Annotated in this window: 18 protein-coding genes; 7 read left to right on the top strand and 11 right to left on the bottom strand. The window is 55.9% G+C overall.

The annotated features are described in order from the left end of the window. Positions 1-47 precede the first annotated feature (47 nt). Positions 48-641 carry an isochorismatase family protein gene (locus Q354_RS0122850; RefSeq protein WP_027859645.1) on the top strand — a complete coding sequence of 198 codons (594 nt, stop codon included), beginning with the start codon at positions 48-50 and terminating at the stop codon, positions 639-641. A gap of 156 nt (positions 642-797) precedes the next feature. Here Q354_RS0122850 and Q354_RS0122845 read toward each other — a convergent pair whose 3' ends face one another. Beyond that, on the bottom strand, positions 798-1,379 hold the full coding sequence (locus Q354_RS0122845; protein WP_027859644.1) for a TetR/AcrR family transcriptional regulator: 582 nt from the start codon (positions 1,377-1,379) through the stop codon (positions 798-800). A gap of 109 nt (positions 1,380-1,488) precedes the next feature. Between Q354_RS0122845 and Q354_RS0122840 the strand changes: the two genes are divergently transcribed. Then, complete coding sequence (locus tag Q354_RS0122840) at positions 1,489-2,028, top strand: carboxymuconolactone decarboxylase family protein (protein ID WP_027859643.1); 540 nt, start codon at positions 1,489-1,491, stop codon at positions 2,026-2,028. Positions 2,029-2,094: 66 nt separating this feature from the next. Here Q354_RS0122840 and Q354_RS0122835 read toward each other — a convergent pair whose 3' ends face one another. Continuing rightward, positions 2,095-2,994 (bottom strand): AraC family transcriptional regulator, encoded by a 900-nt coding sequence (locus Q354_RS0122835; RefSeq protein ID WP_051560570.1) that lies wholly within the window; start codon positions 2,992-2,994, stop codon positions 2,095-2,097. A 203-nt stretch (positions 2,995-3,197) separates the two neighbouring features. Here Q354_RS0122835 and Q354_RS0122830 point away from each other — a divergent pair, with 203 nt between their 5' ends. The 4 genes from Q354_RS0122830 to Q354_RS0122815 are packed head-to-tail and all read left to right on the top strand — an operon-like array spanning position 3,198 to position 7,522. Further along, positions 3,198-3,659 (top strand): (2Fe-2S)-binding protein, encoded by a 462-nt coding sequence (locus Q354_RS0122830; RefSeq protein WP_027859641.1) that lies wholly within the window; start codon positions 3,198-3,200, stop codon positions 3,657-3,659. A gap of 10 nt (positions 3,660-3,669) precedes the next feature. Then, positions 3,670-5,868 (top strand): xanthine dehydrogenase family protein molybdopterin-binding subunit, encoded by a 2,199-nt coding sequence (locus Q354_RS0122825; RefSeq protein ID WP_027859640.1) that lies wholly within the window; start codon positions 3,670-3,672, stop codon positions 5,866-5,868. A 53-nt stretch (positions 5,869-5,921) separates the two neighbouring features. Next, a complete protein-coding gene (locus tag Q354_RS0122820; protein ID WP_027859639.1) occupies positions 5,922-6,938 on the top strand; it encodes an XdhC family protein in 1,017 nt (338 codons plus the stop codon). Beyond that, positions 6,935-7,522, top strand: a complete 588-nt coding sequence (locus Q354_RS0122815; RefSeq protein WP_027859638.1) for a nucleotidyltransferase family protein — start codon at positions 6,935-6,937, stop codon at positions 7,520-7,522. The genes Q354_RS0122820 and Q354_RS0122815 overlap by 4 nt, the downstream gene beginning before the upstream one ends. Here Q354_RS0122815 and Q354_RS0122810 read toward each other — a convergent pair. The 5 genes from Q354_RS0122810 to Q354_RS0122785 form a co-directional block, all read right to left on the bottom strand. Further along, positions 7,514-8,509, bottom strand: a complete 996-nt coding sequence (locus tag Q354_RS0122810; protein WP_027859637.1) for an AraC family transcriptional regulator — start codon at positions 8,507-8,509, stop codon at positions 7,514-7,516. The genes Q354_RS0122815 and Q354_RS0122810 overlap by 9 nt on opposite strands. A 14-nt stretch (positions 8,510-8,523) precedes the next feature. Then, entirely contained in the window at positions 8,524-9,306 is a 783-nt protein-coding gene (locus Q354_RS0122805) for an SDR family NAD(P)-dependent oxidoreductase (RefSeq protein ID WP_027859636.1), read from the bottom strand. Positions 9,307-9,499: 193 nt separating this feature from the next. After that, positions 9,500-9,817 (bottom strand): BolA family protein, encoded by a 318-nt coding sequence (locus Q354_RS0122795; protein WP_027859635.1) that lies wholly within the window; start codon positions 9,815-9,817, stop codon positions 9,500-9,502. Next, entirely contained in the window at positions 9,817-11,172 is a 1,356-nt protein-coding gene (locus Q354_RS0122790; RefSeq protein WP_027859634.1) for a DUF3422 family protein, read from the bottom strand. Before Q354_RS0122790 ends, Q354_RS0122795 begins: the two co-directional genes overlap by 1 nt. 68 nt (positions 11,173-11,240) lie before the next feature. Continuing rightward, positions 11,241-11,603, bottom strand: coding sequence for a hypothetical protein (locus tag Q354_RS0122785; RefSeq protein ID WP_027859633.1), 363 nt, complete (start codon positions 11,601-11,603; stop codon positions 11,241-11,243). Positions 11,604-11,717: 114 nt separating this feature from the next. On the opposite strand from Q354_RS0122785, the gene Q354_RS26970 reads away from it, so the two are divergent. After that, complete coding sequence (locus Q354_RS26970) at positions 11,718-12,422, top strand: hypothetical protein (protein ID WP_051560568.1); 705 nt, start codon at positions 11,718-11,720, stop codon at positions 12,420-12,422. A gap of 133 nt (positions 12,423-12,555) precedes the next feature. Here Q354_RS26970 and Q354_RS0122775 read toward each other — a convergent pair whose 3' ends face one another. The 4 genes from Q354_RS0122775 to ycaO all read right to left on the bottom strand — a co-directional run bounded on the left by Q354_RS0122775 (position 12,556) and on the right by ycaO (position 20,231). Next, positions 12,556-15,993, bottom strand: a complete 3,438-nt coding sequence (locus Q354_RS0122775) for an SbcC/MukB-like Walker B domain-containing protein (RefSeq protein WP_027859632.1) — start codon at positions 15,991-15,993, stop codon at positions 12,556-12,558. Continuing rightward, positions 15,990-16,871: a DUF4194 domain-containing protein gene (locus Q354_RS26965; RefSeq protein ID WP_084332730.1), complete on the bottom strand. Its 882-nt coding sequence runs from the start codon at positions 16,869-16,871 to the stop codon at positions 15,990-15,992. Before Q354_RS26965 ends, Q354_RS0122775 begins: the two co-directional genes overlap by 4 nt. Beyond that, positions 16,872-18,275, bottom strand: coding sequence for a Wadjet anti-phage system protein JetA family protein (locus Q354_RS0122765; RefSeq protein ID WP_027859631.1), 1,404 nt, complete (start codon positions 18,273-18,275; stop codon positions 16,872-16,874). It abuts the gene before it with no gap. A 222-nt stretch (positions 18,276-18,497) separates the two neighbouring features. Next, positions 18,498-20,231, bottom strand: a complete 1,734-nt coding sequence (ycaO, locus tag Q354_RS0122760; RefSeq protein ID WP_027859630.1) for a 30S ribosomal protein S12 methylthiotransferase accessory factor YcaO — start codon at positions 20,229-20,231, stop codon at positions 18,498-18,500. Positions 20,232-20,894 lie beyond the last annotated feature (663 nt).

Raw genomic sequence — 20,894 nt, 5'->3', positions numbered from 1 at the left:
ATCACCACCCAACAGATCCGGCACTTCAATGCCTACGGGAGACCATCATGAAATCACCACTATTCACACCAGAAAATTCCGCTATGTTACTGATCGACCATCAGGTCGGCACCATGGGCTGGGTCGGTTCCGCCAGTCTGGAAGAGATCAAAATGAATACGATCGCACTGGCTAAAGCCGCGGATGCAGTAGGAATGCCTCTGATCCTGACGTCCAGTATGGAAGATCAGGCCCAGGGGCCACTGTTTGAAGAGCTGCAACAGGCAGTACCCGCGGCTTACGCCAATCGCGTACTACGCGGCGGGGTGGTCGACTCGATGAAGGATGAAGGCTTTGCCAAGGCGGTCAAAGACACCCAGCGCAAGAACCTGATCATCGCGGGCATTACAACGGATGTTTGCGTGGTTTATCCCGCGATTACCGCGGTATCCGAGGGCTACAACGTGCAGGTTGTCGTTGATGGTTCAGGCTCACCGACGCAGACCGCAGACGAGACCGCGTTACGCCGTATGGAAAGCAATGGCGTGACATTGACTACCACCAACCAGCTGATTGCTGAACTGGCACAGGACTGGAGCACCGACAACGGTCAGAAACTGATGCAGGTATTGTTTCAGGAGATTCTGTCAAAACAACACTGAAGCGCTGACTGAGCAGTGATCTACCTCAAGCACCTTTTCACCAAACGCTGATTGAAGGGGTGCTTGAACAGATGCCAGGCTAATCGTCAGACCAGCGACTGGACCTTATCGTCAATCTCCAGCTTCGGCCGCCTGATCCTATACTCAACACTCCTGTTAGCGCAATGGCGCAAAGGCATCATCGAGCAGTTGCATCACCGCGTCCCGGTCACCGGTGCTTTTCAGATAGCTTCTCAGGCCAATAAACTGTACCTGCAGGCCACGCGCTACCCGACGTGGGTCAAGCTGGTCAGAGAGCTCTCCCAGGCGCTGGGCCTGTTCAACAATTTCACTGAACAACAGCTCCGTCTGCCGCAGTGCCTTCTCCGCGGTTTCACGCAGCAGGGCCTGGTCTTCATTCAGCTCCGACAGGGTTTTCACCAGCATGCAGATGCTGTCGCCACCAACAATCTCAGGATCGAATAGCACCCGCTCGAAATAGGCCCGCAGTCCATCAAGCTTGCGTGGCTGTTTTGCGAGGCACTGCTGCAACAAGTGGCGCATCTGCTGCCGGTAATGTTGCAATGTCTCGGCATACAGCGCCTCTTTACTACCAAACGCGGCATAGATACTGCCCGGGCGCATATTGACCGCCTGCTGCAGGTCACGGGTAGAAGTCGCACGGTAACCCTGACGCCAGAACAGCAGCATCGCTTTGTGAATCACCTCTTCCCGGTCGTATTTAGCAATATTTGGCATCGCAGGTTCCGCAACAGTTAGTTGTGTGAATTTTAACTTGATCAGTTGCTCAAGTCCAAGTACGGTTCAACTTGAGCGACTGATCAACATGAATGCACAAGGAATCCCTATGAACGACCTGAGAGTACACGACTACGAGTCCGCCCCCGAGGCAGCCAAACCGCTGCTGGATAACTCCATCAAGGGTTTTGGCTCTATTCCCAGCCTGCACGGCGTCATGGCAGAATCACCTCAGCTGCTGGAGGGCTATCAGATGCTGCATAAGCTGTTCCAGCAGACCTCCTTCAACAAGGAAGAGCTGACCGTGGTATGGCAGACCATCAACGTCGAGCATGAGTGTCACTACTGCGTGCCGGCACACGCCGCTATCGCGCATATGATGAAGGTGGACCCGGCCCTGACCCAGGCGCTGCGTGACCGTACTGCTCTGGGCGATGACAAGCTGGAAGCCCTGCGTAATATGACCTTATCTGTAGTTCGCAGCCGTGGCCGTGTTGACGAGGCTGAAGTAGCGAAATTCTATGCGGCCGGATATGGCCCTAAGCAGGTACTGGAGATTATTCTGGGACTGTCCCAGAAGGTAATGAGCAATTACGTCAATCACCTGGCCGATACGCCACTGGACGCGCGTTTCGCCCAGTTTGTCTGACCGGGCCTTTAATAAAAGCCGCGCCGATATCCCGATGCGGCATCTCTGTTTGAAGGGTAAGCCGGCTCAGTGAGCCGCGCTACCTTCATGTATCGCGGCCCGCACCATAACCTGCACATCCCGCGGCGATTCGCCGAAGAAGCGCTTAAATTCGCGGCTGAACTGCGATGGACTGCCATAGCCTACCTTCCAGCACGCCTCCGCAGCCTGGCTGCCATTCAGCAACAGCGTGCGCGCCTTATGCAGACGCAGGCTCTTCATAAACTGCAACGGTGACATGCTGGTAGCCTGCTTAAAATGCTCATGTAACGAAGAGGGGCTCATACCCGCAACTGAGGCCAGCTCCTCCACCACCAGCGGCCGGTGATAGTTCTCCTCGATAAAGTGAATCACCGGTGCCACCCTGTTGGCGCCGCTATGCTGGGCAATACTGTTACGCAGCATCTCACCGCGCGGCCCCTTCAGTACCTCGTAGAAGATCTCTCGCTTGACCGCCGCCGCTAACACATCTGAATCCATCGGGTCCTGGCAGGTCCGGATAAGGCGGGTAAAGGCATCGGTCAGGCGCTCGGTCAGCGGGCAGGCGCTGATCAGGTCAGGTATCTGATCACGCTGCAATAACGAGTGTCGATCCATCTCGACAATAAGTTCGCTCACTATATAGCTGTCGATGCGCAGGCTGAGTCCCAGATAAGGTTCATCCGCAGTTGCTTCAGGCACTTCTCCCTCAACCGGCATCGCAACCGCATTGATCAGATAGTTATTGGGATCGTAATCGTAGTAGCGATCGCCGGTATAGACCCGCTTACGGGACTGTGCGACCACACAGATTGTCGGTTCGTAACAGAAGCGGTTACGCCCCACCACCTGGTCAGAGCGGTAGAGAAAAAAGCCATCCAGCAAGGTGGCAGTAATACCCTCATGCGGCGCATGGTCGGCTATTACCCGGGCAAGTTGTTCGCTCACTATCGTCTCTCCAGTAGCAACATTCAGACTGCTGTTCTGGTGGATTATGGCACCAGTTTCGCTATTTGCTCCATAAAGCCGGCGGATGTTTGGAGAAATGAGCAAGAACTCTGGAGAATCCTGCTAACCCAAAACCACTTCTGCAGACCAGAATTAATCTCATTACTCGTTTTTGAACGGCGACTACCAAGGTGAGGTGATTCATGTCTGTTACGTTGCAAATTAACGGTGTCCAGCATCAGCTGGAGGTCAGCGAAGATACACCGCTGTTGTGGGTGTTACGCGACCATATCGAATTGACCGGGACCAAGTTCGGCTGCGGCATCGCCATGTGCGGCGCCTGTACTATCCATCTTGACGGCCAGCCCGTACGCAGCTGCAGTATGCCGGTTGCGGCGGCGGTTGGCCGCCAGATCACCACCATTGAGGGGCTGGCCAGCAATGCCGCTGCCAGGGCGGTACAGGACGCCTGGGATGAGCTGCAGGTTCCCCAGTGCGGTTACTGCCAGTCGGGCCAGATTATGTCCGCCACCGCCCTGCTAAGCGAGAACAGCAGCCCAGATGACGCCGCGATCGATGCAGCCATGTCAGGCAATATCTGTCGCTGCGCCACCTACCCTCGCATCCGCAGTGCTATCAAATCCGCATCTGAGAAGCTGAGCTAAGGAGCGCCCCATGCTACATCGTATTCAGTCCTCCCCCGCCGCCACGATGCGTACCAGCCGTCGCGGCTTCCTTAAGCTGGTAGCCGGAACCGGTGCCGGCCTGACGCTGGCGGTCAATATGCCCGCGGTCGCTGCAGATAGCTCTGCGACAGGCGCCAACAGCGCAGGCAATGTTGACGTACATGCCTTTGTCCGTATTACCCCGGATGACACAGTCGTGGTGATGATCAAGCACCTTGAAATGGGTCAGGGCACCTTTACTGGCCTGACCACGCTGATAGCCGAAGAGCTGGATGCCCGCTGGGATCAGTTACAACCGGAACACGCGCCGGTGGACACGGCCCGCTATAAGAACCTGCACTGGGGTGCCCAGGGCACCGGCGGCAGCTCCGCTATCGCCAATGCCTTTACTCAGATGCGTATTGCCGGAGCCACAGCGCGGGCCATGCTGATCGGTGCCGCTGCAGAGCTATGGCAGGTCGCCAGACGTGACATCAGCGTCTCTCAGGGTGTTGTATCCCACACTGCCAGTGGCCGCAGTGCTACGTTTGGCGAGCTGGCCACGGCCGCCGCGAATCAACCGATCCCGGCCCAGGACAGTCTGCGCCTGAAAGACCCCGCCGACTTTATCTATATCGGCAAGGAAAACCTGCGCCGTAAGGACACGGGAAAAACCAACGGTACGGCTGTCTTCACCCAGGATATTCAGCTACCGGGGATGCTGGTGGCCGTCGTTGCCCACCCGCCACGTTTTGGCTCTGAAGTCACCGGCTTCGATGCCAGTGACGCACTGAAAGTCAAGGGCGTGGTCAACGCAGTTCAGATACCCTCCGGTGTCGCAGTCCTGGCCAAAGATACCTGGGCCGCCATGCAGGGGCGCGATGCGCTGAAGGTCGAATGGGATCATAGCCAGGCATATCGGGGTAACTCGACCGACATGATGGCTGACTTCCGCAAGCGATCAGAGAAAAGTGGCCCGGTGGCCAGCTCCCGGGGCAACACCAGCAGCGTACTGGGCCAAGCCGAGAAGGTAATCAGTTCCTCGTTTCAGTTTCCCTATCTCGCTCATGCCACGATGGAACCGATGAACTGCGTGGCACTTATCAATGACACCGGCTGTGAGCTCTGGAATGGTGAGCAATTGCAAACCATCGACCAGGCGGTTGTCGCAGCAAATCTTGGCCTCCCGGCCGATAAAGTTAAGATCAACACCCTGTTTGCAGGCGGTAGCTTTGGGCGCCGCGCCAACCCAAACAGTGACTATGTGCTCGAAGCAGTGCAGATCGCCCGCCAGGTAAAAGGGACGCCGGTAAAACTGGTCTGGACCCGGGAAGACGACACCCGGGGAGGCTACTACCGCCCGGCCTACGTTCATCGTGTTGAAGCGGCCCTTGATGCCGACGGTCTGCCCCTCGCATGGCAGCAGCGCATCGTAGGTCAATCGATCGCTCAGGGCACAGCATTTGAAGCCTTTATGATTAAAGACGGCATCGACAGTACCTCTGTTGAGGGGGCGGCAAACCTCGCCTATAGCGTCCCCAACCTGCGGGTTGAATTGCACACCGTCAAACTCCCGGTCACGGTGCAGTGGTGGCGTTCGGTAGGACACACCCACACGGCCTTCTCCACCGAGGTGGTCATCGACCAGCTGGCTAAAGCCGCCGGAAAGGACGCCGTCGCATATCGCCTGGCCCTGCTGAAGGAGCACCCCCGTCATGCCGGTGCACTGAAGCTGGTGGCCGAGAAGTCCGGTTGGGGTAAGCCTCTCGCCAAGGGGCACTATCATGGCGTCGCCGTGCATGAGTCCTTTAACAGCTATGTGGCACAAGTTGCTGAGATCGCAGTACATGAGGATGGCACTTTTACCGTCGAGAAAGTGACCTGTGCGGTGGACTGTGGTGTGGCAGTGAACCCGAATATCATCCGCGCCCAGATGGAAGGCGGCATCGGCTATGGCCTCTCTGCTGCCCTGATGAGCGAAATCACCCTGGAGGATGGACAGGTACAACAGTCCAACTTCCACGACTATCAGGTCGCCCGGATGAGGCATTCACCGCAGATCGAGGTGCATATAGTGCCCTCTGCCGAAGCCCCCACCGGCGTGGGCGAACCCGGCACACCACCGATCGCGCCTGCCATTGCCAATGCTTTGGCGGCGGCTACCGGAGAGTGGCAGACAGTGCTGCCTCTGAAAGGCGCCCGTCTCTGAGCCCAACGGAACCGGCCTCTGGGCCGGTTCCTCATTGTGGAAACATAATCACTATGTCTAACCACCTGATAGCCCTTCTCAGCCAGTGGTATCCCGAGCGGGACCGTACGGACTGGGTGCTGGGCACAGTCTACAAGACGGAAGGCCCCTGCTATCGAAAGGCCGGCGCAATGATGTTGTTCAGCGGCCTTGGACAGCAGCTTGGCATGTTGAGCGGCGGCTGTCTGGAATCGGATATCCAGACCCATGCCCGGCGCATCATGCAACAGGGTCACAACCAGCTACTTTGCTACGATGGCAGCGACGAAGATGATCTTTCCTTCCAGCTGGGTATCGGCTGCGGCGGCACCGTTTATATCCAGCTACAGCCCGTGAATGCGGCAAACCATTACCTGCAACTCGACCGGTTGCTGCAACTGTTGCAGCAACGTCGTCACGCCCTCTACTATCAGCCGATCGGTGAGGAGCATGCCCCGGTTCATCTGGAGATCCTTGACCAGCCCGCAGAGTCAGCCGCACGGCTTCAGCAGCTGGAGCAGCAACCCACGCTGATCACACCGATCACACCGCCCCCCCATATCACCATTATCGGCGGCGGCCTGGATGCCCGCCCAGTCGCAACTATCGCCAAACAACTGGGTTGGCAGATCAGCCTGTGGGATCCACGGCCCGCAAACGGTCGCCGGGAGTTCTTTATGCAGGTCGACCATCTGTTCGGTGCCGATATATCTGAGCTGATCGATCACCTGCACCGGCAACCGGCGCAGGCGGCGATATTAATGAGTCATAATATTCAGCTGGACGCAGGCGCCCTGCAGGCGCTACATCAACTGCCACTTCGCTATATAGCTCTGTTGGGGCCAAACAATCGTAAGCAAAGGGTGTTGCAGGAAGCAGGACTGGCATGCAGCGATTTCTACTTCCCGCTGGCCGGCCCGGCCGGGCTGAGTATTGGCGGCGAGCTGCCGGAAAGTATCGCCCTGTCGATTATCTCCGAGTGCCATGCGGCTCTGTTTGGACGCCATGGTGGCTCGTTCAGTGACGCTCTGCAGGCCGGAGCTGATCGATGAGGCTGGCGGCGCTGATCCTTGCCGCTGGACAGTCCAGCCGCTTTGGTGGCTGCAAGCAGCTGGCAATACTTGGCGACAGTCCGCTGTTACAACACAGCATCGATGCTGCCGGGGCGCTCGGTGGCCCGGTCTATGTGATTGGAGGCCGCTGGCAGCGCGAACTTGAACTGGCTTTTGCACGCGGTAGCCTCAAAGGTGCCCGGCTGATCCACAGTCCTGACTGGCAACAGGGAATGGGACACTCCATCGCCAGCGGTGTCAGTCAGCTGGAAGATCACTATGACGGCATTCTGATTATGCTGTCCGATCAGGTGGCATTGAAAGCCGCCGCTATCAGCTCCATCGCACAGCAGTTCAGCGGTGAGAACATCGTTTGCAGCTACTATCAGGCACGCCGTGGTGCCCCGGCGCTGTTCGGACGCAACGCCTATGCCGAGCTTTGCCGGCTGCAGGGCGATAAAGGCGCGCGCTCACTACTCAATGATCCCACACGCCATATTCAGGTTATCGATATGCCGGATGCCGCGATCGATATCGATACGCCGCAAGAGCTGGCGGCGTTCGCAGCAACAGGCCTAATGTAGCTGGTCCCGGTAGTGCCCCGGTGAAATTCCCTTCCAGGCGCTATAGGCCCGGATAAAGGAGTTGGCTTCCTGAAAGCCGAGCATAAAGGCGATCTCGCCCAACGACATCCGGGTCTGTTCCAGGTAATGATCTGCAAGCTCTGCACGGACCTCCCCTAATACAGCCTGAAAACTGGAGTCTTCTGCGGTCAGTTTCCGCTGCAGAGTGCGTTTGCTTATTGCTAACGCGGATGCAACCGTTTCGATACCGGCCTCGCCGCCAGGCAGCGCCTCCATCAATACTGCCCGCACGCGCGCTACCGTCGAGGCGTTACTGTCCAGATCCGCCAGCTGACGATTGAGCTTATCCTCAAAGAACGACCACATCGAGCGGTTGGCGGTAAGAAAGGGCCGGCTTGCATCCGCTGCACTGAAGGCAATACTGACCTGGGCTCCGAGCGTCGGCTGACAGCCAAAATAACCGGTATAGGCGGTCAGGTTATCCGGCAGCACCGGCAGACAAACCGATACCGGTTGCAATGGCTGACGGGTGCCCAGGCGGGCCAGCTGGGTAAAGAAAACCGCTTCGCTCATACCCAGCGAAGCTGGAATCGGCGCTGCATTGCCGTAACAGTCAAGCGTCAGCGTGGTGTTCGCATCATCCTGCTCTATAGTCAGGGTCATAGGGCCAATCAGGGGTTTGTAACGGCTCAGCCGGCTGACCGCTGTATTCAGATCATCGCTGCATAAGGCCGCAAAGATCGGCGCATCAAAGGCTTCAGCCGAGAGACTTTCCGCCAGTAACAAAGGTAATTCACGTTCACCGGCCGCAAGCTCGATGCCCTGCCAGAGACGAAAATACTCAGCCGGTGAAAGGCTGGCATTGTCACGGTTAAACAGGTCAGCGGGCAAACGGGCGAGCGCCAGCACGGATGACGGTTCGATCTGCATATCGATTAACATCAGTTTCCAGCTGGCGCTTACGGTAAACCGGGATACATGCTTCATGGCCATACCGTTGCCTATTTCTTTTCCATAAACTGGCGCGACATTTTCAACACCCGCTTACGGGACAACAATGGGATAATCCAGTTAAGCATGAATTTAAGCCCGCCCTCATTGAAACTCACCAGTTCGCCCCGCTCCATCGCCTTATAACCACATTGCGCAACAGACGCCGGGCTTTTAGCATTCTTCCAAATATCAACGCCATCCAGGTCAGCCGCTGCAACAAATCCGGTCGCGACCGCGCCCGGGCACAGTGCCGTGACGCTGATGTTATGTTCTGCCACCTCCTCTGCCAGCGCCTGGGAGAACGAGGTTACATACGCCTTGGTGGCATAATAGACCGCCTGCAGCGGCCCTGGCATAAATGCCGCTGTCGATGCGACATTCAGAATACGCCCCTCACGTCGTTCAACCATCCCCCGCAGATAGTGATGGGTCAGGCTGGTTAATGCCGCCATATTCACCTGCATCATGGTCTGCTCGGCCTGCAGCGAACGTTCATGAAACAGGCCGTGGCCGCCGAAGCCCGCATTGTTGATCAGAGTCGAGACCTGAATCTCAGCCGCTGCCGTCTGATCAAATATCCGCTCCGCCGCGAGTGGATCAGAAAGGTCCTCAGCGATCACCATAACATCAATATGATGTTTCGCTTCCAGCTCGTCTTTAAGCGCCTGCAGTTTCCCCAGGCTGCGCGCCACCAGCACCAGGTCTCCGCCCCTGGCGGCATGGATGCGCGCAAGTTCCATCCCGATACCACCGGAAGCACCTGTAATCAAAGCGGTATTATTCGCTGCCATCTGCTGATCTCCTGCTGTTCTCAATATGATGGCGCTATTTTAGGCCGGGAGATCACGCCAGACACTGGCAGCCAGCGCCAGGTTACTCGCAAAAGATGCCAATGTGATATCTTCTGACGCCACCTGAGCCTGCGGCATAAAAAAACCACCGACTATGCGGTGGTTTCTTCTTCAGGCTGGACGAGCAGCAGGCTTAATGATCCGCTTTGGAGCCGCCCATACACTCTGGCGAGGACGGGATAGCACCGTTACGCGCCTGCCACTCCGCCTGAGTATACAGGTGCATGGACAGCGCATGGATCGGGTTCTGCATCTCGTCGCTAAGCAAGCCGAAGATCAGCTGGTGGCGCTGTACCAGTCGCTTGCCTTCGAAGTCGTCAGAAACCAGCGTCAGCTTGAAATGACTGTCGGTAGCCGGGCCTGAGTGCATATGGCTTTCGTTCTCAATCTCCATATGCAGCACGTTTAGGCCTGCCTGAAGTTTAGTTTCAATCGTATTCTGGACGCTCATCACTGTTCCTTCACGTTTTTGTCCTGCTTTGACTCTTTCGCCATCGCATGGAACTGCTTGTGTATGCGTCGGGTCGCCAGCCAGACAGTGGAGATCACCACCGGAACGGCGATACCGAGGGCGATATTTTTATCAAACTCGACGCCGGATTCATAGACTGCACCCATCAGGTGTTTGATCAGGCCGATGGTGTAATAGCTGATTGCCGCCACCGACAGACCCTCGACGGTGTGCTGCATCATCAGCTGCACATGGGAGCGGCGATCCATCGACGCCAGCAACTCCTGGTTTTGCGCCTGTATCGACAACTCTACCCGGGTACGCATCATATCGGCCACCCGGTCGATTCGGCGGGAGAGGTTTTCCAGCCGCTCACTGACCGCTTCACAGGTACGCACCGCCGGAGTCAGGCGGCGGGTCATAAACTCATTCAGTGTCAGGTGTCCGGACACCTCATCCTCGCGCAACTCGGTCAGGCGCTGCTGCAACATATCATGGTAGGCACGGGTTGCACTGAAACGGAAGGTAGAGCGGGCGCGACAGGCCTCAACCCAGGCAGCCATGTCCGTCAGCTTTGACAACAGGGCCTGCTCATCGACATTATCCTGTGCCGACAGGTCCTGGGTGATATTGGCCAGTTTTCGGTCCATCTCCCCGAGCTGGGGCGAAAATTCCCGCGCCATCGGCAGTGCCAGCAAAGACATCAGCCGATAGGTTTCGATCTCCATCAAGCGCTGACAGAGACGGCCCATCTGACTGTCACTCATCGCCTTGTTGTAGATCAGAAAGCGGCCGAAGTTGTCGCTGTGCAGCTGGAAGCTGGTCCAGACCCGGGCATCACCTGATTGCGGGCTGCTACCCACCAGACGCATGCCTTCAAAGTAGCGTTTCACCTTGGGCAGCATCAGCTGGTCGCGTTGCTCGCTCTGTTGGCGCACGTCTTCGACGGCGATATGAAAGGCCCCCACTACCTGTCCGGGCACGGATTCCAACCAGCCATCGGGTAGTGGTGTCAAGCCGCTGCAGTCGAAGGGGTTACGGCAATGGGTCACGTCCAGATTGATCAGCGTATAGCTGGTGAACTCCATATGTTTCTCACGGCGCACCCGGAAAGTGCCGAAGTCAGCCTGATAGCAGACACCGTCTTGCTGCGGCTCTTCCATACCGAAGTGGCGATAAAGCTGCTTCAGGTGCTCGAACTGCTGCTCTCGTACAGTTTCATCGGCCAGCACGGCAAGATACGTAATACGCGCAGGGCTGGGGATGACCTGGAATGGCCGTGAGTGCAGTTCGGCATAGAGCGCGTCCCGCATCGGATGCATATCCAGTGAGCTGGGCAATACGGCCTGATTCATCGTCTACTCCCGCAAAATAATCCATTCATATCGCTTAATGAGCGCCAGATCAACAATCTGGCAATTTCTCAGACGTCCAGCGCAGCCATCAGTAACGGCTCCGGTGACAGGTCGATCACCATCACCTGAGGCTGTAACTCGAACCACTGCTGGAACAGCTCAAAGCTCAGCTCATGGGGCCAGTGGTCGCCAATCTCATCCCAGGCAGCCAGTTCGTTGTCGAACATCTGACGCCAGTGCTGCTGCAGTGCCTGGTTGAGGTCTTCTTCGCTGGACACCTCGTCGATCAGGTAGGTGGTGCCTTCGCGCCGGTGCTCTTCAAGGCTCAGTGCCTGGTTCAGGCCATCAGCATCGACCTCCAGCTGACCAACCCAGTCAACAAAGGGTTGCTTTGGCAGGAGTGAGTAGGCTGAACGGTTTAGCAGTTTCATCGTATATCCTGTTGTTTCCAGCTTCCCGCAAGGTCGGGGGGCCGATATAATTCAAGGTTTCCACGTTGTCCTAATCCGGCGTTCAGTGCCGGGTTCATTGCCCTTCGAGACAGAATGATCATCAAAGTGCTGCCAGAGCTGCAAAATCGTCAACAATGGATTGAGTTCTGCCAGCGTAAGCATCCCTATTGCTATATTCAACAACCGGAGTGTCTGGTCGATATGCAGAGTACTTATCTGCAGATCAGCCTGTTACAGGGCGTCCGACATGGCAAGGAAGCGGTCAAATACAGCTTGGGCTCCCGCCTCTCGCCTGAGCCTGCCTGGAAACTGATTACCGCCTGCAACTGGCAACTGACGACCATTATCGCCGGACTGGCCGAGCTGGATTTTAACAGCAACGTCCGCGACAACTCCCTGTTGGGTATTCATACCGACCTTACGGTACGAAAATTTTACGCGAAAGAACGACGGATCATACCGCCCGGTAGCATCGGTTTACTAGCACCTTTGAACGAGCCCCCCCAAACATGGTATGCCAGGGCCCTGCTTCGGTTAATCAGTCACCGCCAGTTTACCGACCTGCGTAATGAACAACTGGTTTTACCCGCCGGAGATGACAGCTTTGCAACGATTCCCGCGCCTCAGCCCGAGCAGCTGCAGATGGCGCTGGTGAACGAGCCCAGGCGCTGGCGTGGTGAACGCGATGGACAGAGGCTGTACCTGCTGCGGGATGAACAGGCCTTCGCCAGCCTGATTCCTGATCTTAAAAAGCCAGAGCCGCGCTTGAAGCTGCGACGCTTGCAGCCCGTGATTTAGCCGCTTCATTATCTGCCAGATGCCTGACGGCCAGCAGCTGTGCGGTGCAATCAGCCCTCCGTAAAAGCTCTGTCGCCCACAAAAAAGGCGCTTCCGGTTGGAAACGCCTTTCTTATCGATCATTGCCTGATGATCAGGCCGGATCGACCGCCAGTTCTGCTTCAATCTCAGCGTCGATCTCAGCCATTAGCTTGCGTGGGTTGTCGGAGTTGAGCAATTCCTTACCCTTCTCGGTGGGGAACTCGACATCGATATCCACTACCCGGCCGTCACGGCAGACGTTGATGATGGTATCCATACAGGAGCTGAGCAGGCTGTACTTCTCATCCGGTGCCGCAATGATGGTCTGCAGTCCCAGGTCGCTCATAAAGCCAAGCGAGGTCATGGTGTTCTCAGAGTCGAGTTTGTTGAACGCCTCATCGAATACCGACAGACTCATACCGCCCAGCACCTTGCCATCGGCGTCCTCTCGCAGTCGATAGGTGGCGCCCATTGCGGCCGCGATCGCAACATAGAACGGTACCTGATGCTCACCACCGGAACCGGTCTTGATACGCTGCGTCAGGGTAGTCTTGCGGTTGCCGTTGAGGTCTTTCACCACCAGCTCGAAGTTGTAGAAGTTACGGTAATCCTGCAGCAGGCTACTTTCACCCTCATCTTTCAGTACGTCGTGGATACGCGCCAGAGCATCGTAATGAGGCTTCTTGTCGTCGAACTTCATATCGAACAGCGAGCCGACATTAGCCTGGTCCATACGGGTGTAGGCTTCCACCAGTTCCAGAATATCTTTCAGTTCCGGGTTCGGTGTCATCTCGAAGCTATACATCTCGCGGTTAAACGGACGATGCTTGAGGTGCTGGTTCAGCTCGCGGATCAGATCCTTGATCTTGTTAATCTGGTCGTTAAGGTGAGCCACAAAGTCAGAGCGGAAAGTGGTTTCGGCTTCGACACGGGCACGCTCGGCTTTCTGGGTGTACTCGGCCAGCTCTGAATCACGTAACGCCTGAGTGGTTTCATCCACAAAGCGCACCAGATCTTCATGGCTGGACTGGGCATCGATATTGTCCAGCCCCTGATGGGACAATCCACCACCATGGAATTTGCCTTTGTACTGAGCCACCGCTTCACGCACGGCGTTTTTCTTCCGCTCATGCAGGCTCATTTCCGACTGGGCTTTTTTCGCCGCTTCAAAGATGATGCGATCCAGATCACCGGTACAGGTCTCGTCCAGGTAATCCCGTTTTTCCTGGGCGGACTGAGCATCGAAGGCTGCGCGGTCGGCACATTGCATGCGGGCACGGGCGTGATCTTCCATCTCCTGATCCAGCACTTCCAGCGCCGCATTGTCCTTAATGATGGAGGTACGGGCGCGCTGCAGCTTATCCATCAGCACACGCTGCTGCTGTTCGGTCTGTTTCTGGTTTTCCGCCAGTTCAGCAATGCGCTGCTGGATACCGGAATCATCATGGTTGCGCAGGTCAGTGATCGCCTGACGCTGGCCATCAATTTCGGTATTCAGCTGATCGCGCTGTGTCACCAGATCAAACACACGTTCGGTGACGCCCGTCAGGCTGGTCGCCAGGTTGATCAGGTTATCGCGCAATTTCTCCAGCTGTTCGTGCTGTTTGCCCACCTGGGCAAATTCAGCCACCAGCTGATCCATCTGCTTACCCTGTTGCTCCAGATGGCTGGTACGGCGGCGGATGCCCATAACCGGCTGCAGTTCATTGATGGCCGTGGTTGAGCCTTCACTCTGCAACATGCAGTCATAGGTCAGGGCACGCTCATGCTTCAACAGCTGGTTTTCGGTTTCGACCGCCATCACGCCACCCAGGGCGCGGTTCATATAGGCGCGGGCATGCTCGTTATCGGTCTCGATAAAGTGCGCCAGAGAGCCCGCCTTATAGCGATCAAGCCACTCGTGGGATCTGGTGGTGTTGATAATTCGGCAGCCTTTGAGGTGGCGGCCTTTGCGGCGATACAGGGTAATTGCTTCCTTTACCCGATCAGGATCGACCACCAGCGCTTCACGGCGGGCTCCGAGGAAGGACTCGACCGCGACACGCCATTTGTCGTCGTTGATATCCACCAGCTCACAGATCGGCGTCGACTCGATACCATAGTCGTTCAGCAATTCCATCAGCTCAGAGGTGTTACGGCGCACCGGAGCGCGACCCTGCTTGAGCTGCTCGACGGCCGATTTCTGATCCTGAATCACGCTGCGCAGCTCGTTGATACGGATCACCGAAGATTCGTAACGACGGGCAATTTCACGGCGCACCGAGTCGATATGCTTTTTCAGCGCCTTCAGGTTGTTGTCGACGGCGACCGGCTCCATCGGCCAGAGGTCGGACATCAGCTCCTGACCACCACGCCACAGCTCTACCGATTCTTTGACCACCGGCAGGAAACTTTCCGGCAGGAACTGTTCGGCATTGGCAAAACCAACGGTGCTGCGCAGCAGGTTATAGACGCGCTGAATCTTGTCTTTCACCACGTTGACTTCGTGGGTACGGGCTTCAACCGCCGCCTCCAGTGCCTTGATCTTATGGGCACTGTCTGAGTTGTTAAGCTCGGCGCGGGTATCCGCCAGCTGCTGCATGACCTGATTGAGCTTTTCGCTGTTCTGCTCAAGCTGTTGCTGCAGGCTCTCTTCCTTCTCCTGACTGGTTTCCAGGCGCTCCTGCACCTCTTCCTTCTTCAGGTCGGCATTTTCAAAGCGGGTTTCATGCACTACCCACTCGTATTCAGCCGCGTTGCGAACGTTACGAGAGATGCCCTTACAGAGGTCCTGTACGTTTTCCAGCTCGGCGATACGATCGGCAACTTCGCGGGTTTTTTCCTCCATCGAGCGATATTCATCGAGCGATTTTCGGAAAGCTCCCACATGAACGATATTCTCATCCAGTACCGATTCACGGATAAAGCGGGTCGGGCTGTCGATCGGCACGAACTTCAGGGCATTCTTGAAGTTCTTGACGAACTTATCATCGTCGTTCGGCATATCCTTGTCGAAACTCAGATGGGTCACCATATCGCGGATAAAGCGGCTGGCGCGCTTCTCCAGCACCATATCCGGGCACTGTTTCAGCAGGTTTTCCTTCACATCGTTCCAGGCACGCGGCATACGCCCGTCGCCCTGCACAGTGGTGAAGTCATCCAGGTGAACAGAGAAATCCGGCAGGATAAAGCGACCGAGTACATCTTCTTCCGCCGTTGCGGTCGACGCGCTGATGGCAATGCCGATGCAGGTCTCTTTCGTGGTTTCGGTATCAAAAAAGCTCAGCGCCATGTAGCTGATGGAGTCTTCACGCGCCGTTGCTTTCTGGCCGGAAGAGTCCAGGAAACCCAGGCAGTAGGTGCGCAGGCTACGCTCGCTCTTATCACCGGCAGAGGCGTTAAAGCTCAGGTGACGCTTATGGCCACCCATCAGTACGGTCTGGATAGCATCCAGCAGGGAAGATTTGCCGGAACCGTTCGGGCCTACAATCGCGACATTACCCTTGATCGGAATTTCAACCGCACCCAGTACATACCAGTTTACCAGTACGATTCTATTGAGCTGCTTCATTCAGCGCTCTCCTCTGCTACCTGTTCGTCCTGCTTATCGGTCTGTTCGGCTGGTTCGCCCGGCGCTTTCGCAGTCTCCTGCGTTGCCTGAGCATCTGCACCCGGCGCCTCTTGCGACGCAGCATCACCGCTGTCCGCCTCGTCAGCGGCCTGGTCAGCTTCATCGCTGTCTGACTTCCCGGTGCTGCTGTCCGCTGTATCCTGCGCAGACTCAGCTTTCTTGTCTTCGCCATCAGCCGTCGTGTCAGTTGTAGCCTGATTGTCAGCGGGCGCTTCGTCTTCATCGGCTTCAGGCGCATCGGTGTCGCACAATGCTTCCAGCTGACGGATATAGTCCTCAACCACTACATAGCGAATAGACGGATTAATCTTCAACGGGATGTTCTTCGGGTCGCTCACCTCTGGTTTGCCACGCTCGATAATGCCGTGGCGGGCAAACAGGGAAAGAATCTCTTTCAACCGCGTCTCATTCGGCAGGTCTTTACCGGTGAGGTTTTCGTACAGGCTGAGCAGATCATAGGTCGAGGTAAAGGCCTTGCCGGCTTCGACCTCAAAGCCTTCCAGCTTCTGCTCATATTGCTGCCGCAGGCAAAGCAGCAGCAGGGATTCATCCAGGCGCAGGCGCATAAAGCGCTCTTCACCTTTCGGCAGTATGCCGAGATAGGCTTCGTCAGGCTGATAGATAAAGGACCAGCCGATCGCGGCGAACAGATTCTTGAAGTAGTCAATGTTGGCCGCTACCAGAAAGTAGCTATCGCGATGTCCGGGACGGTCGGCATACAAAAACTGATGGGTCAGCAGCTGGTTGGCGGCACGAACGAAGTCGTCCTCCTTGTATTTATCGCTGCGACTGATGGATTTCTGCAAATCACCTAACATTTAACCTTTCCTTTCAATCACGAAATCCCGACATTCAACCATATCGGCTACGCGTACGTACTGGTCGGAGATACTGATATCAAATTTCGCCACCGTCTTACTGGCCTTTTTGCCGAGAGACTTGAGGTGACGGACATAACTGAAACAGATGTAGTCTTCGACGGACTCGATAGTAAACTCCGTCGCGGCCAGACTGTCGCGTCCGGCCAGATGGCGCTCAAGGTACAGCTCGATCTTATCGGCCGATACCTCCCGGCGCTCTTTGTGCTCTTTAAACAAGCGGCGCAATTCGAGCACTTTCGGATCGATCGTCGCCTGGGTAATCACCCGGGGCTGGGTTTCAACCCGGCGTCTCACCGGTGCCCTGACACTGCCCGGTGACAGGAAGCCCACTTCATCCAGCGTATCGATCTTCGGATAGAGTTCTTCCTGCTTACGACTGATCTGGGTGATCACGCGTGACAGGCGTGCCGCCATTCCCGGCGTCGTCTTATCCATATAGCGAACGGTGTCCGCCACCCGTTTTTCAAGCCGATAGCGGAAGTCATCAATGGTATTCAGACGCTGATCAACCGACTCAAAGATGCGGATAATGCGGTTAATATGCTGGTGCACCATCGCTTCGGCATCGTGGTATTCGCTGTCGAACTGCTGCTGGTAATGCTTGGTCAGCAGATCGACTTTCACCGTGTCGAACTGCAGGTCACGCAACAGAGCCAGGATCTGACGCCGGAAACGGAACGGGTTGTTGTTGGTCTTCAGGGTCTTGTAGTCAGAGACCAGAATATGCTCAACAAAGCGTTCGAAGAAGTTACGTACGATCTCCTGCGGATTATTGGTCTGGGAGAGATTGATCTTCAGCTCCCTCAGCCCCAGCATCATATCCGTCAGGTGGGCGCTGAAATCTGATGCCGTCTGGGACGCCTCTGCCAGCGTGATACCACGTCCGGCCGGGTCGTTGATTGCCGCTTCCAGCGAGGAAAGAACGTTCAGTACGGCACCACCGTAGCTGCGTTTTTCCAGTCGGGCAATCGATACCAGCGAGCGCAACAGAAAGCTGATCGAGGGCGAAAGCAGCACATAAGTGCGGTAGATCTTCTGTTCCTCTTCCAGCCAGCCGGTGGCAACCAGCCGACGATAGATCCGGCTGGCATACTCCGCACTGGAGCGAGGCGGCTCTCTTCCCTCTTCTCCGTCGCCCTCCTCCGGTTCCCAACGGCGAATACCATGACGCACCACGGCATCTTCTATGGTGGAACGCACCAGGTCTTTGGGAACGAAGGGGTCGATCAGATCTTCATCGAAAAATACGTCAGCTACAGCCTGCAAAACCGCCTGGTATACCTGGCGGTTTTTACCTGCAAGCGGTAGAAACAAGTCATCCGGGAGCTTGTTAAAAAGCATCTGAACCCTGCATACAAAACACCCTGCAAAGGGCAAAATTCCTGGATACCGGGCGCAACAACGACGCAACCGTCAGCGCTGATTGATGCGATGACAGGGCTGGTCTGATACCCAATACCCGATTAAATAGACTAAAGGTGGGGATTCTAGCCCAGTGACCGCCAACAAAAAAGGCTGCTCAGGCAGCCTTTTTCATGTTATCGCCTCCGGGCCAGGCCCGTCTCAGGCTGCTTTTCGCTTGGCCTTCTGCACCTTTTCATACACCGACAGCAGTTTCCGGTGTGTGGCGAAATGGTTCAGCGAACCATCATCGACCGGCAGATCGGCAAATACCTCATCTCCTTCCAACATCCGCTGGCAGCGACTAAAGCGTTCTTCGCCGTGAATCTGTTGCAACAAGGCCTGGTAGTCCGCCAACTGGCGTTCTTCATCAAGCGCAAAGGAGAGTAGTTCACCAAGGCAGCGATGCAATGCCATGCGTGCCGACGGTAACTGCCCGAATCCCTGCACCCAGTGGTTCCAGTCCAGCGCCTGCTGCAGGTCACCGGTTCTTAATGCCAGGAGGCTTTTCAGTTCACCAACCCTCAGGTTGGCCCAGGCAGTATTGGCATCCGGGGCAATGCCGACCAGTTCGGTAACTTTTTCCTGCTCGGCTATAGCGGCATCTTCCAGCTCATCGAGCAACTGACCACAGGCGTCGCTGCTGAGGGCATTCAGCCGCAGACAAGCCTCGCGGAAAGGCAGGCCACGATTGTTGTTGCTCCAGAGAAGTTCATCCACCGGATAGACTTCTGACATGCCCGGCACGACGATACGGCAACAGTAGATGCCCAGGTGCTCGTAGTCTGTGATGTAGATGTCCATGTCGACGCGATGGATCAGATAACAAAGATGTTCGAACTCCGTTCTGGAATCACCTTCTGTATTCCAGGGGGTATACTCGTAATCTGCATCTTCTGACAACAGATCCCAGGCGACGATACCGCTGGAATCGATAAAGTGGGTTTCAAGGTTATGTGGATCAGCCACATCCTGCAGGTCAAAGGTCGGTGGCTGGAAACCGGCCAGCTGGTTGAGCGCCCGTCCCTGTAGCAACTCCGCCACCGCCCGTTCCAGCGCAACTTCAAATTTTGGATGGGCGCCGAAGGCAGCAAAGCACCCACCATTTTCCGGATTGATCAGCGTCGCATTCACCAGCGGGAATTTACCCGCCAGAGAGGCATCGTTGATCACAATCACAAAACCGTGATCTCGCAGGGCGTCGATTGATGCCTGAACGGCCGGGTACCCTGCCACCACTTCATCAGGAATACGCGGCAGGCTGATACCCGACGACAAGATTGTATTCTTAATATGCCGTTCGAAGATTTCAGACAGTGCCTGTACCCGGGCCTCGTACTTATTGTTACCCGCAGCCATGCCGTTACTGACATAGAGGTTACCCAGTACATTGACCGGGAACCAAACCGTTGCACCGGTGCGCTGACGGGTGAATGGCAATGCACAAATGCCGCGGGCAGTATTGCCAGAGTTCAGATCAACCAGCATTGAGGCCTTCAGCTCGCCCTTCATGTCGTACTGGAAAAGCGAGGGTTCATCCAGCAACTCCGCAGGAAGCTGGTCGGCGGTTGCAGGAAACCACTTCTCATTGGGGTAATGTACGAAGGGAGCCCGGGCGTAGTCATCTCCCAGGTAGTAGTCGGCGAAAAAGTAATTTGTCCCCAGCCGTTCGACAAATTCACCCAGCGCGCTGGCCAGTGCGGCCTCTTTGCTGGAGCCGCGTCCATTGGTAAACAGTATCGGGCATTTTCGATCACGAATATGTACCGACCACACATTGGGCACTGGATTCAGCCAGTGAACTTCTTCCAGATCAAACCCCAGTTGTTCCAGGGTGGTAGTCATGCGGCTGATAGAGTGTTCCAGCGACGCATCTTTACCGGGAATCATCGTCATCTAGTGCATCCTCTTTTGGAGGTATCAGGCATTCAATTCGTCTGCGGGGAACCACGACCCGCTAGCAGATCCGTTCAGGTCGTTATCCCGGGCACTCCCACTGAGACCGGCTGGCACCGTTTCAGTCAGACAGTTACCAGCGCTATTTGCCAGTGAAGCCTGTTCTATATGTTTTTTATTGCGCAACAGTACAACTTTTTAGACAGAAAAGGCAGCGCCTTCACTCCTTCAGCCGACCTGTTTGTTTAACTTTCTCAGCGGTGACCTCAGAAGTCATCACAGTCGATCCCCATCGCTCGCCAGGCAAAGCCGGATGGCCCCAACCCATTTCGGATCGATAACTCTATTATCCGTAATTGAAAATACATAAACCACAGCTTCTGAAGAACTGATCAATTAGCAGCCAACCCTTGCTGATCATTAAGCAAACAACCTGTTCCAGCGTCCTGCTGTACTACTTTTAATCAATCTCTTTCGCCAGATTATAGCTGAATCAAATACACAGCAATGAACGCTAATTTTTTGATAAATTTACGAAAATTGCCTTGACGGTCTCATGGGCGGTCATTAATATACGCCGCCACAGATGAGGTGTTCCCTGATAGCTCAGTTGGTAGAGCAGTAGACTGTTAATCTATTGGTCGCTGGTTCGAGTCCAGCTCG

It is taken from the genome of Marinobacterium jannaschii DSM 6295, from assembly GCF_000620085.1.
GTDB lineage: Bacteria > Pseudomonadota > Gammaproteobacteria > Pseudomonadales > Balneatricaceae > Pontibacterium > Pontibacterium jannaschii.
The sequence above is the reverse complement of the archived record's forward strand: the minus strand, read 5'-3'. Positions and strand labels throughout refer to the sequence as shown.

Coding starts and splice junctions, on each gene's coding strand:
- Q354_RS0122785 (WP_027859633.1), bottom strand. CDS start 11,603: ATGAAACTGCTAAACCGTTCAGCCTACTCACTCCTGCCAAAGCAACCC.
- Q354_RS0122765 (WP_027859631.1), bottom strand. CDS start 18,275: ATGCTTTTTAACAAGCTCCCGGATGACTTGTTTCTACCGCTTGCAGGT.
- Q354_RS0122830 (WP_027859641.1), top strand. CDS start 3,198: ATGTCTGTTACGTTGCAAATTAACGGTGTCCAGCATCAGCTGGAGGTC.
- Q354_RS0122845 (WP_027859644.1), bottom strand. CDS start 1,379: ATGCCAAATATTGCTAAATACGACCGGGAAGAGGTGATTCACAAAGCG.
- Q354_RS0122850 (WP_027859645.1), top strand. CDS start 48: ATGAAATCACCACTATTCACACCAGAAAATTCCGCTATGTTACTGATC.
- Q354_RS26965 (WP_084332730.1), bottom strand. CDS start 16,871: ATGTTAGGTGATTTGCAGAAATCCATCAGTCGCAGCGATAAATACAAG.
- Q354_RS0122790 (WP_027859634.1), bottom strand. CDS start 11,172: ATGAATCAGGCCGTATTGCCCAGCTCACTGGATATGCATCCGATGCGG.
- Q354_RS0122840 (WP_027859643.1), top strand. CDS start 1,489: ATGAACGACCTGAGAGTACACGACTACGAGTCCGCCCCCGAGGCAGCC.
- Q354_RS0122775 (WP_027859632.1), bottom strand. CDS start 15,993: ATGAAGCAGCTCAATAGAATCGTACTGGTAAACTGGTATGTACTGGGT.
- Q354_RS0122820 (WP_027859639.1), top strand. CDS start 5,922: ATGTCTAACCACCTGATAGCCCTTCTCAGCCAGTGGTATCCCGAGCGG.
- ycaO (WP_027859630.1), bottom strand. CDS start 20,231: ATGACGATGATTCCCGGTAAAGATGCGTCGCTGGAACACTCTATCAGC.
- Q354_RS0122825 (WP_027859640.1), top strand. CDS start 3,670: ATGCTACATCGTATTCAGTCCTCCCCCGCCGCCACGATGCGTACCAGC.
- Q354_RS0122815 (WP_027859638.1), top strand. CDS start 6,935: ATGAGGCTGGCGGCGCTGATCCTTGCCGCTGGACAGTCCAGCCGCTTT.
- Q354_RS26970 (WP_051560568.1), top strand. CDS start 11,718: ATGATCATCAAAGTGCTGCCAGAGCTGCAAAATCGTCAACAATGGATT.
- Q354_RS0122805 (WP_027859636.1), bottom strand. CDS start 9,306: ATGGCAGCGAATAATACCGCTTTGATTACAGGTGCTTCCGGTGGTATC.
- Q354_RS0122795 (WP_027859635.1), bottom strand. CDS start 9,817: ATGAGCGTCCAGAATACGATTGAAACTAAACTTCAGGCAGGCCTAAAC.
- Q354_RS0122810 (WP_027859637.1), bottom strand. CDS start 8,509: ATGAAGCATGTATCCCGGTTTACCGTAAGCGCCAGCTGGAAACTGATG.